Below are 12769 nucleotides of genomic sequence, written 5' to 3'. Positions count from 1 at the left end.
GGCGGGGGGCCGTCCACGCCCGGCCCGCCCGGCGGCTCCAGCGCCAGCAGGTCGGCGGTGATGAGCGGCCCGTCCGCGAGGATGACCGCGCGTTCAATCGCGTTCTCCAGCTCGCGCACGTTGCCCGGCCATGGGTGCTGCGCGATGGCGGCCAGCGCGTCCGGGGACAGCGACGCGGGCGGGCGGCCCATCCGCTTGCTGGCCCGCTCCAGCAGGTGTTTCGCCAGCGCGGGCACGTCCTCGCCGCGCTCGCGCAGGGGCGGCAGGCGGATTTCGACGACGCGCAGGCGGAAGTAGAGGTCCTGGCGGAACAGCCCCTCCTGCACGCGGCGGGGCAGGTCGCGGTGCGTGGCCGCGAGGATGCGCACGTCCACCTTGCGCGAGCGCGTGGCGCCCACCCGCCGCACCTCGCCGTCCTGGAGCATGCGCAAGAGGCGCGCCTGCGCGGGCGCGGGCAGTTCCCCAATCTCATCCAGGAAGAGCGTGCCGCCGTGCGCCGCCTCCACCAGGCCCGCGTGCGCGGCCTGCGCGCCGGTGAAGGCGCCCTTCTCGTGGCCGAACAGCTCGCTCTCCAGCAGGCCCTCCGGGATGGCGGCGCAGTTGACGGCGATGAGCGGCCCTTCCGCCCGTTGGCTCTGCGCGTGGACGGCCCGGGCGACCAGCTCCTTGCCGGTGCCGGACTCGCCCAGCACCAGCACGGTGGCGGCGGACGGGGCCACCTTGCGCACGCGCTCGAACACGTCGCGCATCGCGGGGGAGCTGCCCACCATGCCGCCGGGGGACCAGGTCTGCTCCACCTCGCGCTTGAGCGCGGCGTTCTGGCGGGTGAGGCGGCCCTCGCGCAGCACGCGCTCCACCTGGAGCAGCAGCTCGTCGTGGTCGAAGGGCTTCGCGATGTAGTCCACCGCGCCCAGCTTCATCGCGTCCACGGCGGACTTCACCGTGGCGAAGCTGGTCATGATGAGCACCGGCACCCCCGGACACAGGGCGATGATGTCCGTGCCCGGCGGCCCGGGCAGGCGCAGGTCGGAGATGACCAGGTCGAAGGCATCCAGCGCGTGCTCGGCCGCGGCCTCCGGCACGGCGCCTGCCTCCGCCACGTCGTGGCCCGCGCGGGTGAGCAGACGACGCAGCTCCGTGCGGATGATGGGTTCATCCTCGATGACCAGGATGCGGCTCATGCGGAGGCCTCCTGCTTCAGCGTGTCCGCGCGGGGCAGGGTCAACGTCACGCGGGTGCCGCCGTCGGGGCGGCCCTCGATGCGCAGCGTGCCGCCGTGCTCGCGCACGATGCCCTCCACCAGCGCGAGGCCCAGGCCGGTGCCCTCGCCGGGCTGCTTGGTGGTGAAGAACGGCTCGAAGATGCGTTGCGACAATTCCGGGGCGATGCCGTGCCCCCGGTCCTCCACCTGGATGCGCACCTGGTCTCCAGCGGCTTCCGCCATGAGGTCCACGCGCGAGCCCGCGGGCGACGCGTCGATGGCGTTGGTCAAGAGGTTCACCAGCACCTGCTCCAGCCGCTGCGCGTCGCCGCGCACGTCCAGCCCGTCCGGGCTCTGGTGCGTGCACGCCACGTCGCGCGCCTTGCGCGACAACCGCGCCAGCTGCGCGGCCTCCGCGAGCAGCGGACCTACCGCCACGCGCGTGAAGGGCCGGGACTCGCCGCCCACGGTGCCCGCGTGGCCGAAGCCCACGAGCGCCCGGACGATGGCGTCGATGCGGCTGCACTGCTGGAGGATGAGCCCCACGCGCTCGCGCACGGCCTCCGGGTCCTCCAGCTCGTACTTGAGGTTCTGGCTGATGCTGGCGATGGCGGTGAGCGGGTTGCCAATCTCATGCGCCACGCCCGCGGCCACCCGGCCCAGCGACGCCAGCCGGTCCTGGTGCGCGAGCCTCGCGTCCACCGCCTTGCGCTCCGTCCAGTCCTCCACCAGGAACGTGATGCCCGTCCCCCCGCCGCCCTCCCCATCCGAAGGCGCGAGCCGCGAGCGGTGCAGGCGCAGCAAGCGCGGCCTGCCGCCCACCGTGACGCGCACCTCGTCGTCGCCGCCCGGCGCCCGCGCGAGCTCCGCGAACAGCGGGCCCCAGGGCTCCGGCAGGCGCGCGAGCGGCACCCCCCGCGCCGAGTCCATGGGCACGCCCGACAGCGCCTCCAGCGCGGCGTTCCAGATGACGACCTCGCCGTCCGGGCCCATGGCGCAGACGCCCAGCGGCAGGTCCTCCAGGATGCGGTACAGGTAGCGGCGCACAACCTCCAACTCGCGCAAGGGGCCGCGCATGTCGCGCGCGTCGCGCAGCCGCTCCTCCACGAAGCGCAGCTGATCCGCCAGGGCCGTGCGCGCGCCGGGGTCCAGCCGCAGCGCCTCCCCCACCGCGAGCCGCGCCAGCACCGGACCGATGAGGCCGGAGAGGTTGCGCTCCACGCCGTCGCGCAGGCGGCGCAGCTCCGCGGGGCGGCGCTCGTCCGGGGCCAACTCCAGCGCCTCGCGCGCGCGGTCCACCTCCGCCGCGGCCACCTGCGCGCCCAGCACCGGCTCCAGCTGCCGGCGGAACTCGTCGGGGGAGCTGGCCGCGACGCTGCCCTCCGCGAGCCCCGGCGCCTCGCGCGCGCACACCCGCGCGGCCTCCCTCTCCTCCTCCGACTGGCGCGTGGCGAGCGACACCGCCACGAAGCACAGCGCGTTGAGGGCCAGCGAGGTGAAGGTGGCGAAGCCCCAGGGCTCCTCCGTGCCGAAGCCCAGCTTCGCGGAGACCTGGTGGGTCCACGCCACCAGCGAGGGCGGCTCCCACAGCGGGGCCACCAGGGTGATGGCCCACGTCGCCGCGCCCGCGCCCAGCCCCGCCAGCAGCCCCGCGCGCGTGGCCTTGGGCCACATGAGCAGCCCCAGCACGCCCGGCGCGAACTGCGCGGTGGCGACGAAGGACACGAGCCCCAGGTCCACCAGCCCCGCCGCCCGTGCGTTCAGCAGCCGGTAGAAGCCGTAGCCCGCGAGGATGACGGCGGCGATGAGCACGCGCCGGGCCCACAACAGCCACCCGTAGAGATCGTCCCGTCCGCGCGTGCTGCTCAGCGGCAGCACCAGGTGCGTCAGGCACATGGGCGCGAGCGCGAGCGTGGTGACGATGACCATGGCGCTCGCCGCGGACACGCCGCCCAGGAACGCGATGAGCGCGAGCAGTGGGGCACCCCTCGCGATGGGCACGGAGAGGACGTGGAAGTCCGCGGGCCAGGGCAGGCCCAGCGCCTCGCCGGACCACAGCAGCACGGGGATGGCCGCGTTGATGAGCAGCATCAGGAGCGGGAAGGCCCACGCGACGGTGGCCAGCCCGTCGCGCTCCGGCGCCTCCGTGAAGGCCACGTGGTACTGCCGGGGCGTGAGGAACGCGGCGATGGTGGAGAGCACCAGCAGCGGCGCCCAGGACGCGTCGCGCGCGGGACGCTGGAGGGACTCCACGGCCTCCGGGTGGCGGGTGAGCCAGTCGTTGAGCCCGCCCACGCCGCCGAAGACGGACACCACGCACCAGCCCGCGACGAGGAGCAGCGCCAGCAGCTTCACGCCCGACTCGAAGGCGATGGCCAGCATCAGCCCTTCATGCCGCTCGCGCGGGGCGGGGTGGCGCGCGCCGAAGAGGAGCGCGAAGACGATGAGCACGCCGCAGAAGCCGGGCCCCACCAGCGCGGGGGACGCCGCGGGGCTCAGGAGGCGCGCGGACTCCACGACGGCGCGAATCTGGAGCGCCAGGTAGGGCAGGCTGCCGGCCAGCGCGAACAGCGTCACCGCCGTGCCCGTCACCTGGCCGGGGTAGCGGAAGGCGAGCAGGTCCGCGAGCGAGGTGAGCTGCAATTCGCGCGTCAGCCGCAAGAGGGGCCGCCACAGCACGGGGGCCAGCAGGCACGCGAGCGTGAGGCCCAGGTAGATGCCCAGGTAGCGGAAGCCGTGGCGGGCCGCGTAGCCCACGCTGCCGAAGTAGGACCAGGACGTCGCGTACACGCCCAGGGCCAGCGCGTACGTCAGCGGGTGCTGGGTGATGCGCGAGGAGATGCGGCCCTTCTCCGCCGCGTACGCCACGAGGAACAGCACACCCAGGTAGGCCACAGAGGCGACGACGAGCGGGCCTGGCCCCAGCGTCATGGCCGCAGGCTCCGGTGCGCCACCCACCCGCCCAGGGCGATGACGCCCAGCCACACGAGGAAGGGGAGCGAGGCGGGAGCGCCTTGCGCCAGCCACAGCCTGCGCAGCGGCGAGCCGAACAGCAGCACCGCCACGGCGAACACCAGCAGCGACGGCATGGCGGGAGGATCCGCGGGGGGCCGCGACATGGAGCGCGACGATAGCAGCCCTGACCGGGCACGAGGGGGGCCGTGATAAGCCGGCAGGCCATGGCTCCCCCGGACGTGCCCCCGTTCTCCGAACTGCCCCAGTTCACGCTCGACCGCGAATCGCTGCGGCTGCTCCCGGAGTCCTTCTGCCGGCGGCTGGGCGTCGCGGTGATGGGGAAGGTGGACGCGGCCAACGACACCGAGCCCGTGACGGTCGCGATGCTGGACCCGGACGACCTGTCCGTGCGCTACCGCATCGCGGACTTCCTGCGTCGGCCGGTGCGGCCCGTGCGGCTCAACCGCTACGAAATCGACTCCGCGCTGGAGGTGGGCTTCGGCGCGGGGGTGCACGCGTCGGTGGACGTGGTGCTGAAGGCCGGCACGCCGCTGTCCCACCCACCCACGCCGGTGGAGCTGGTGAACCACGTGCTCGCGGTAGCGGTGACCCAGAACGCGTCCGACATCCACCTGGAGAGCTACACGGACGACGTGGACCTGCGCTATCGCATCGACGGCATCCTCCACCAGACGTACACGGACATCTCCCCGGACTCGCTGCCGGAGGTGGTCAGCCGCATCAAGGTGATGGCGGGGCTGGACATCGCGGAGAAGCGCCGGCCCCAGGACGGCCGCCTGCGCGCGCTCTACGAAGGGGAGGCGGGGCGGAAGTTCGTGGACTTCCGCGTGAGCGTGGTGCCCTCCCCGGCGGGGGAGGACGTGGTCATCCGCCTGCTCGACGCCACGGTGGGCCTGGTGCCGGTGGAGAAGCTGGGGATGACGCCGGAGGTGCAGGCCACGGTGCTGCGGCTGCTGGGCAATCCGGAGGGGCTGGTGCTGGTGACGGGGCCCACGGGCAGCGGGAAGACGACGACGCTGTACGCGGCGCTGGCGCGGCTCAACGACGGGCGCAAGAAGATCATCACCGCGGAGGACCCCATCGAATACGTGGTCCCCAAGGTGAACCAGAAGCAGGTGTCGCCGCAGATGCCGCACCTGACGCTCCTGCGCGCATTGCTGCGACAGGACCCCAACGTGATGCTGGTGGGGGAGATCCGCGACCTGGAGACGGGCAGCACCGCGCTGATGGCCGCGTCCACGGGACACGTGGTGCTGGGCACGCTGCACACGGCGGATGCCATTGGCGCGGTGAGCCGCCTGCGCGGGCTGAAGCTGGAGGACGGCGACATCGCGGAGGCGCTGCTCGCGGTGCTGGCGCAGCGGCTGGTGCGGCGCATCTGCCCGGAGTGCTCCGCGCCCGCGACGCCGACGGCGGATCAGCTGTCACTGCTGGGGCCGCTGCTGGACGGCGTGCAGCCCCGGGCGGGGCAGGGCTGCGAGGCGTGCCGCCACACCGGCTTCAAGGGGCGCGTGGGCCTCTATGAGCTGCTGGTGGTGGACCCGGAGCTGCAGCTGCTCATCGCCACCGGAGCGCCGGGCGTCCAACTGCGCAGGCACGCCCGGGCGCGCGGCTTCCGCACGCTGGTGGAGGACGCGCTGGCGAAGGTGGCGGACGGGGTCACCACGCTGCACGAGCTGACGCGCGTGGTGCCCTACCGCTATATCCTCACGGCTCGGGAGGAGCGTCAGGGTCCGGGTCGGGAGGAGCGCCAGCCGCTCCGGGCTCGGAAGCCGCGCCAGCCTCCGGGGTGACGTTCGTCTCCACGTCCGGCCCCCGGGGCAGCATCACGGTGAAGGTCGAGCCCTGTCCGGGCGTGCTGCGCACCTGGACGATGCCGCCGTGGGCCTCGATGATCTGCTGGGTGATGAAGAGGCCCAGCCCCAGGCCGCCGTAGTTGCGCTCGGACACCGCGCGCACGAAGCGCTCGAAGACGCGCGGCTGGTCCTCGTGGGGAATGCCGATGCCCTCATCGCGCACGCTCACGACGGCCAGCGCCGAGTCCACGCGCACGCGGACGTGGATGGGCTTGCCCGCGCCGTACTTGAGCGCGTTGGTGAGCAGGTTGGTGATGACCTGATCCAACCGGGCGCGGTCCCAGTGCCCCTCGATGGGGGTGGGGGCCTCCAGCGTGACGACGCACCCGACCTGCACGGCCTGGGGGGCGTAGCGGACCACCACCTCCCGCGCGAGCGAGGACAGGTCCATGGGCGCCCGGTCCAGCCGCAGCTGGCCCATGCTGATGCGCGAGACGTCCAGCAGGTCCTCGATGAGGTCCGACAGCTTGCGCACCTGCCGGCGGGCCACCTCCAGGTCGCGGGCGATGCGCTCCACGGGCAGGGAGGCGGAAGGGTTGTTCTCCACGACGCGCAGCAGGGACGTGAGCTTCAGCTGCAGCGGGGTGAGCGGCGTCTTCAGCTCGTGGGAGGCGACGGAGAGGAACTCGTCGCGGGCGCGCACGGCGTCGCGCAGCATCTCCAATTCGCGCCGCTCCTGGTTCTGCTTGCGCTGGGTGATGTCGCGCGTCACCTTGGCGTAGCCCACCAGCTGGCCGTGCGTGTCGTGCAGCGCGGTGATGACGACGCTGGCCCAGAAGAGGCTGCCGTCCTTGCGCACGCGCCAGGCCTCCTCCTCGAAGCGGCCCTCGCTGGCGGCCACCTGGAGGGCATGCCAGGGCTTGCCGCGGGCCACGTCCTCCGGGGGGAAGAAGCGGCTGAAGTGCTGGCCGATGATCTCCTCGGCCTTGTATTGCTTGAAGCGCTCCGCGCCGGCATTCCAGGTGGAGACCCGGCCGTCGGCGTCCAGCATGTAGATGGCGTAGTCCTGGACGTGCTCGATGAGCAGGCGGAAGCGCTCCTCGCTCTGCCGCAGGCGCTCCTGGGTCTGCTTGCGCTCGGTGAAGTCGCGCGTCACCTTGCCGTAGCCCACCAGCTGGCCCTGCGAGTCGCGCATCGCGGTGATGACGACGTTGGCCCAGAAGAGGCTGCCGTCCTTGCGCACGCGCCAGGCCTCCTCCTCGAAGCGGCCCTCGCGGTTGACGATCTCCAGCTCCATCTGGGGCCTGCCGCTGGCCACGTCCTCGGGCGTGTAGAAGCGGCTGAAGTGCTGGCCCAGGATCTCCTCGGCCTTGTAGCCCTTGATGCGTTCGGCGCCGGTGTTCCAGCTCACGATGTAGCCGGCGGGATCCAGCGTGAGGATGGCGTAGTCCCGCACGCTGTCGATGAACAGGCGCAGCTGCGCGCCCATGTCTCGAGCGGACTGGGGGCTCACATACGCGATGTCACCACCGCTGGCGGAGGCGGGTGGCTGACCGTCGTCCAGGGGACTCCTCATGGGTACCGGATCGTATTGCACCGTGCGGGTATTTCGGGATCGAACCGTGTTTTGAATCCATCCACCAGCCAACCCTGCCGGGGACCAGGCTTTCGAGCAGGGCGGCAGCTCGCACTCTGTGTGGAGGCGTCCGGGGGCTGGGGGGCGCGCCTCGTGCCCGGGTCCCATGGGGCCGTCCGGCACCGTGCCCGGCGTCGGGCCTGGCTAGGGCTCGCGGGGGGCGTAGCTCAGGAAGACGACGCCGCTGTCGACCGTGCGCGTGCCGGTGAGCCGCAGGCGGTGGGGCGCGAAGCCCGCGTCGACGAGCCGGATGCCAGCGCCCGCGATGACGGGGTTGAGCTTGATGACGTACGCGTCGATTTCAGGAAGGAGCTCGGCCGCGAGCTTGCCGCCGCCGCACAGCCAGATGCCCAGGCCGTCGCGGGCCTTCAATTCGCGCACGGTGGCGAGCGGCGTGCTGGAGAAGGTGACGCCGGGGTCGGGGCTCTGGGTGACGGAGCGGGAGAAGACGTAGTGCGTGAGGTGCGGGTAGGCGTTGGTGACGCCCGCGTCCAGGCCGACCTGATAGGTGTGCCGGCCCTCCAGGACCGTGTCGAAGTGCTTCCCCGGGCCGGTGATGCCCTTGAAGGCGCGGTAGCCGGCGGGGAGCGTCTCCGGGTACTCGGCGGCGATGGCGTCCAGGTAGTCCGGCTCCATGGCGAAGAAGTCGAACGCCCCGGTGGGCGAGGCGATGAAGCCATCGAGCGAACTGGCGATGTAATAGGTCAGCTTCCGCATGGGCCGTGCTTCCTCCTGACGCCGGGGCTTAGCACCGCGTGGGCGGGCACGGCTGGTAGAACGGCGGTGTGGGTTCTATCGAGCACGGAGGGCGCATGAGGCTCTGGGCAATGGCCGTGCTGCTGTGGCTGGCGGCGGGCTGCGCGACGACGCGCGTGGTGAATCTCGACACGGGCCGGGGCAGGCCCATCGCGTATACGCCGGTGGAGACGGAGCCGGTCCGGATTGATGAGGAGGCGTTCAGGGACGCCGTCACCCGGCTCGTGCTGGAGCTGAAGCTGGACGTCGCGGTCCGGGAGTCCGGCGGGCGCTCGCTGCTCGCGTCCGCGGGAGGCATCGTCGACGGCGCCCGAGGCCGGCCGGCGCTCCGCTTGAGCGAGGACTTCCCCGTGGAGCCGATGGAGCGGCGGAGGATGGCGCTCTCCTTCGCGCTCGATACGGTCTGGGAAGGGGTGGCGGATGCGGTGGAGGAGCTGATGGACCCCGCCGCGCTGCGGGCCATGGTGACGACGATGATTGGCACAGCGATGGTGATGCTGGTCGCGCCGGAGCCCGTCACCAAGCTGGTCGCGGTGGTTCTGACGGCATCGCTCATCGCGTATCTGGGCACGGGGCCGGTGTGGAATTTGGGGCAGGGCTTCCTGCGGCTGATGGATGAATCGCGGGACGCCCGGGACGTCGCCGCGCTGAAGGATGCGGGGCATCGCTTCGGGCGGGTGCTCGGGAGCAACGGGGCCCGGGTGCTGGTCATCGTCGCGATGACGGCGCTCGGTGGCAGGAGCGCGATGGCCGCGCAGGGGCCCCGGATGCCGGGCTTCCCGCAGGCGGCCTTGAGGGCGGAGGCCGGGGCTGGGTTCCAGCTATCGCGGGCGCTGGCCGGTGAGGTGCGCTCCATCGCCCTGTCGTCAGCGGGAGTGCTCAACGTCACGTTGGCGCCCACGGCCGTCGCGGCCGTCGCCATGGGGCCCGGGGGCGGAATCCAGGGCGACCCCGAGGGAGATGTTCATCACATCTGCACGGACAAGAACGAGGTGTCGGAGCAGTCCGGTGGACCGTGGACGCCTGTCTTCGAACCGTTCTTCGAGCAGGCGGGGATGAGCCTCAATGACCCCGCGAACCTGGTCCGAATCAACGGGCATCGAGGACCTCATCCGGCGGAGTACCATAAAGAAGTACGTGTCCGGCTCAACCAAGCCATGAGAAGTTGTCGGGGTGTTGCGCAGTGCAGGGCTGCATTGGTGGACGTCCTGGCAGCAATCGCGAAGGAACTGACGACCGCGGGCACCCGCTTGCGCAAGCTTATCACCCGGAATCCTGATGCCTGAGACGATGGAGCGACGGTTCTTCGAACTGGACATCGATGTGTATGTACCGGGGCGGTGGTATTTCAAGACACCGACCCAGCTTGATGGCCAGCCATTGGAGGATCCCTGGGGGTTCACGGATGGGGTGTTCATTCCCGATCCAGGGCCGCTGCGGATTCCTCTCTCCCGTCCTGGAAAGCCGCTGGACTTCACGTCCGCTGGCGTAGGGCTCACGCCTGTCCTCAACGCCAGGACCGCCGAAGTTTTTCGCGCGCTGGCCCCCGCCGACGTGCAGCTCTTCCCGGTACAGGTCGAGGGACAAGTCGAGCCCTATTTTCTCCTGGTCGCGGCGCGCACGGTCCGATGCGTTGATGAGGCCGCAAGTGAAGAGTTCAAGCTGTGGACTCCTGAGGACGGGCAGCCCGAGAAGGTCGGGGGATACAAGTACGTCGCCGGGCTGCGTATCGACAAAACAAAGGTTGCTGACGAGCGCGTGTTCCGCCCGTGGGGACTTCGGTCCGCGCTCATCGTCGATGGCGACCTCAAGGCCGCCCTGGAACAGAGCGGCATCGTGGGAGGACAGTTCGTCGAGGTCTGAGCCTTCCCGCACTCCATCCGCTGCGCCATGCTGCGCCGCCTTTCGTCAGCCAAGGGGATGCGGGATGGAGAGGGAAGCGTACGGACCTCCGAGGAATGAGCAGGAACTGGCCGCCATCGCGGACATCACCGCGCAGGCGTTCGCCATGCCGCTCGCGGACTCCGAGACCGTGGTGCGCAAGAACTTCTCCGAGTCCTCGCTGCGCATCCTGCGCTTGAACGGCGAGGTCGCCGCCACCCTCACCCTCATCCGCATGGGCCAGTTCCTGGGGGGCCGCTCCGTGCCCCTCATCGGCGTGGGCGGCGTGGGCGTCGCTCCCGCGCACCGGGGTGCGGGCGCCGCCACGCGCCTCTTCCACCGCTTCCTGCGGGAGATGCGCGACGAGGGCGCCCCCCTCTCCGTCCTCTATCCCGCGACGCAGCCGCTCTACCGGCGCGTGGGCTACGAGGTCGCTGGCGCGCGCTACGAGATCCACGTCGACGCGGCCTCGCTGGAGCTGGGGGAACGCTCCCTGTCCCTGCGCCCCATGCGCCCGTCCGACGACGCGGCGGTGGAGGCCTGTTACCGGCGCTTCGCGTCCCAGCACCACGGCTGGCTGGACCGGGGGGACTACATCTGGCGGCGCGTGCGCACGCCCCGCAACGACACCGCCTATGGCTACGTCGTGGAGGGGACCTCCGGCGTGGAGGGCTACGTGTACCTCGTGCGCAGCCTCGCGCCCCAGGGAGCCGTGCCCAAGCAGGTGCTGAAGCTCACGGACCTCACCGCCACCACGCCCGCCGCCGCGCGCCGGCTCTTGCGCTTCCTGGGGGACCACCGCTCCCTGGCCCAGGACGTGATGTGGTTCGGCGGCGCGGACGAGCCGCTCCTCGCGCTGCTGCGGGAACAGACCTACCAGGTGAAGCTCTTGATGCACTGGATGACGCGCCTCCTGGATGTCCCTCGGGCCCTGGAGGCGCGCGGCTTCGCCCCCGGCCTGTCCGGCGCGCTCCACCTGGACGTGGAGGACGACCTCTTCCCGGAGAACCAGGGGCGCTTCGTGCTGGAGGTGGAGGGCGGCAGCGCCCGCGTCCGGCCGGGCGGCGAGGGTCACCTCCAGCTGCACGTGCGCGCCCTGGCACCGCTCTACACCGGCTTCCTCACGCCCCGCGCGCTCCAGCTCGCCGGCATGCTGAGCGCGGACGAGACGTCGCTCGACACGGCCAGCGCCCTGTTCGCGGGACCGGCTCCCTCGCTGCGCGACATGTTCTGACCTTCGGCGCGCGGGCTACCCCGCGCCCCGCCGGGAGTGGTAGGAGCGGCGTCCTCTGCCGCAAGGAGGCTTCACACGTGCGCGCGTTCGTCACCGGTGGCTCGGGGTTCGTCGGGAAGCACCTGCTCACGGCGCTCGCGAAGCGCGGGGAGCCGGCGCGCGCGCTGGTCCGCTCGCCTGGCGCCACGGACGCCGTCCGGGCCGCGGGCGGCGAGCCGTGGGAGGGCGACCTCACGGACCCGGAGCGCCTGCGCCTGGGCATGGAGGGCTGCGACACCGTCTTCCATGCCGCCGCGCACGTGAAGATGTCCGGCCCTCGCGCGGCCTTCCATGAGACCAACGTGCGCGGCACGGAGGCCGTGCTGGAGGCGGCTCGCGCGGCGGGCGTGAAGCGCTTCGTGCACGTGAGCACGGAGGCCGTGCTGGCGGATGGCGGCCCCATGGTGAACCTGAACGAAACGCACCCGCTGCCCTCGCGCCCCGTGGGCCCGTACCCGTCCACCAAGGCGGAGGCGGAGTGGCGCGTGCTCCAGGTCAACTCGCCGGAGTTCACCACCGTCGCCGTGCGGCCCCGCATGGTCTGGGGACCGGGGGACACCACGGTGCTGCCCGCGCTGGTCGCCGCGGTGAAGTCCGGGCGCTTCCGGTGGATTGGCGGCGGGCACTACCTCACGTCCACCTGCCACGTGGCCAACGCCGTGGAGGGGATGCTGCTGGCCGCCGAGAAGGGGCAGGGCGGTCAGGTGTACTTCCTCACCGACGGCCCGCCCGTGGAGTTCCGCGCCTTCGTCACCGCGCTCCTGAAGACGCAGGGCGTGGAGCCCGGTGACAGGTCCATGCCCACCGCGCTGGCCGCGACCGTGGCCGTGGTCAGCGACTTCGTCTGGGACCTGCTGGGCCTCACGAGTTCGCCGCCCCTGTCGCGCACGGAGCTCCTGCTCGCGGGCCAGGAGGTGACGGTGAGCGACGAGAAGGCCCGGCTGGAGCTGGGCTACACGGGCAGCGTGTCGCGCGACGAAGGGCTGCGCGCGCTGGCCGCGAAGGTGGAGTAGCCTCCGTGACCATGCGCAGGTTCGAGTTCGTCGACGGCAACAGCTCCAAGTTCTGGATGCCCGAGGTGCAGGGCGCCACGTTCATCGTCACCTACGGCCGCATCGGCACCGCGGGTCAGCGCAAGGAGAAGGTCTTCCCGGACGAAGACGCGGCCCTGAAGGAGTACACCAAGAAGGTCGCGGAGAAGGTGCGCGAGGGCTACGCGGAGGTCGGCGCCGAGGCGGGCTCCGCGGCCC

The 12769-nt window shown here is 71.7% G+C and carries 11 protein-coding genes; 6 read left to right on the top strand and 5 right to left on the bottom strand.

The features are described from left to right. The 3 genes from D7W79_RS28145 to D7W79_RS28135 form a co-directional block, all read right to left on the bottom strand. A partial coding sequence (locus D7W79_RS28145; RefSeq protein WP_147442088.1) for a sigma-54-dependent transcriptional regulator occupies positions 1 to 1181 on the bottom strand: 1181 nt, incomplete at its 3' end. Next, positions 1178 to 4132, bottom strand: coding sequence for an ATP-binding protein (locus D7W79_RS28140; protein WP_120528479.1), 2955 nt, complete (start codon positions 4130 to 4132; stop codon positions 1178 to 1180). The genes D7W79_RS28140 and D7W79_RS28145, both read right to left, overlap by 4 nt. Next, positions 4129 to 4320 (bottom strand): hypothetical protein, encoded by a 192-nt coding sequence (locus D7W79_RS28135; protein ID WP_120528478.1) that lies wholly within the window; start codon positions 4318 to 4320, stop codon positions 4129 to 4131. The genes D7W79_RS28140 and D7W79_RS28135 overlap by 4 nt, the downstream gene beginning before the upstream one ends. A gap of 60 nt (positions 4321 to 4380) precedes the next feature. On the opposite strand from D7W79_RS28135, the gene D7W79_RS28130 reads away from it, so the two are divergent. Next, positions 4381 to 5970, top strand: a complete 1590-nt coding sequence (locus tag D7W79_RS28130) for a GspE/PulE family protein (protein WP_120528477.1) — start codon at positions 4381 to 4383, stop codon at positions 5968 to 5970. Here D7W79_RS28130 and D7W79_RS28125 read toward each other — a convergent pair. Both D7W79_RS28125 and D7W79_RS28120 read right to left on the bottom strand, forming a co-directional pair. Further along, on the bottom strand, positions 5885 to 7549 hold the full coding sequence (locus D7W79_RS28125) for a sensor histidine kinase (RefSeq protein ID WP_120528476.1): 1665 nt from the start codon (positions 7547 to 7549) through the stop codon (positions 5885 to 5887). The two genes, D7W79_RS28130 and D7W79_RS28125, sit on opposite strands and share 86 nt — an antisense overlap. 204 nt (positions 7550 to 7753) lie before the next feature. Beyond that, complete coding sequence (locus D7W79_RS28120; RefSeq protein ID WP_120528475.1) at positions 7754 to 8326, bottom strand: dihydrofolate reductase family protein; 573 nt, start codon at positions 8324 to 8326, stop codon at positions 7754 to 7756. A 95-nt stretch (positions 8327 to 8421) separates the two neighbouring features. Here D7W79_RS28120 and D7W79_RS28115 point away from each other — a divergent pair, with 95 nt between their 5' ends. From D7W79_RS28115 to D7W79_RS28095, 5 genes are all read left to right on the top strand, one after another. After that, positions 8422 to 9651, top strand: coding sequence for an AHH domain-containing protein (locus tag D7W79_RS28115; protein ID WP_120528474.1), 1230 nt, complete (start codon positions 8422 to 8424; stop codon positions 9649 to 9651). Beyond that, the gene (locus D7W79_RS28110) at positions 9644 to 10228 is read left to right on the top strand and encodes an imm11 family protein (protein WP_336243504.1); all 585 of its coding nucleotides are present in this window, start codon (positions 9644 to 9646) and stop codon (positions 10226 to 10228) included. The genes D7W79_RS28115 and D7W79_RS28110 overlap by 8 nt, the downstream gene beginning before the upstream one ends. A gap of 64 nt (positions 10229 to 10292) precedes the next feature. Next, the gene (locus D7W79_RS28105) at positions 10293 to 11480 is read left to right on the top strand and encodes a GNAT family N-acetyltransferase (protein WP_120528473.1); all 1188 of its coding nucleotides are present in this window, start codon (positions 10293 to 10295) and stop codon (positions 11478 to 11480) included. A gap of 77 nt (positions 11481 to 11557) precedes the next feature. Continuing rightward, the gene (locus D7W79_RS28100; RefSeq protein WP_120528472.1) at positions 11558 to 12532 is read left to right on the top strand and encodes an NAD-dependent epimerase/dehydratase family protein; all 975 of its coding nucleotides are present in this window, start codon (positions 11558 to 11560) and stop codon (positions 12530 to 12532) included. Between the two features lie 11 nt (positions 12533 to 12543). After that, positions 12544 to 12769 (top strand): WGR domain-containing protein (locus D7W79_RS28095; protein WP_120528480.1); only part of this gene is annotated, 226 nt, incomplete at its 3' end.

The sequence above is a fragment of the Corallococcus exercitus genome (genome assembly GCF_003611585.1).
Taxonomy (GTDB): Bacteria; Myxococcota; Myxococcia; order Myxococcales; family Myxococcaceae; genus Corallococcus; species Corallococcus exercitus.
Note: the sequence above shows the minus strand (reverse complement) of the source record. Positions and strands in the feature narration are given on the sequence as shown.

What these genes read in the sequence shown, in the direction of transcription:
- D7W79_RS28110 (WP_336243504.1), top strand. Translation starts at nt 9,644, where the DNA reads ATGCCTGAGACGATGGAGCGACGGTTCTTCGAACTGGACATCGATGTG.
- D7W79_RS28115 (WP_120528474.1), top strand. Translation starts at nt 8,422, where the DNA reads ATGAGGCTCTGGGCAATGGCCGTGCTGCTGTGGCTGGCGGCGGGCTGC.
- D7W79_RS28125 (WP_120528476.1), bottom strand. Translation starts at nt 7,549, where the DNA reads ATGAGGAGTCCCCTGGACGACGGTCAGCCACCCGCCTCCGCCAGCGGT.
- D7W79_RS28105 (WP_120528473.1), top strand. Translation starts at nt 10,293, where the DNA reads ATGGAGAGGGAAGCGTACGGACCTCCGAGGAATGAGCAGGAACTGGCC.
- D7W79_RS28120 (WP_120528475.1), bottom strand. Translation starts at nt 8,326, where the DNA reads ATGCGGAAGCTGACCTATTACATCGCCAGTTCGCTCGATGGCTTCATC.
- D7W79_RS28140 (WP_120528479.1), bottom strand. Translation starts at nt 4,132, where the DNA reads ATGACGCTGGGGCCAGGCCCGCTCGTCGTCGCCTCTGTGGCCTACCTG.
- D7W79_RS28130 (WP_120528477.1), top strand. Translation starts at nt 4,381, where the DNA reads ATGGCTCCCCCGGACGTGCCCCCGTTCTCCGAACTGCCCCAGTTCACG.
- D7W79_RS28135 (WP_120528478.1), bottom strand. Translation starts at nt 4,320, where the DNA reads ATGTCGCGGCCCCCCGCGGATCCTCCCGCCATGCCGTCGCTGCTGGTG.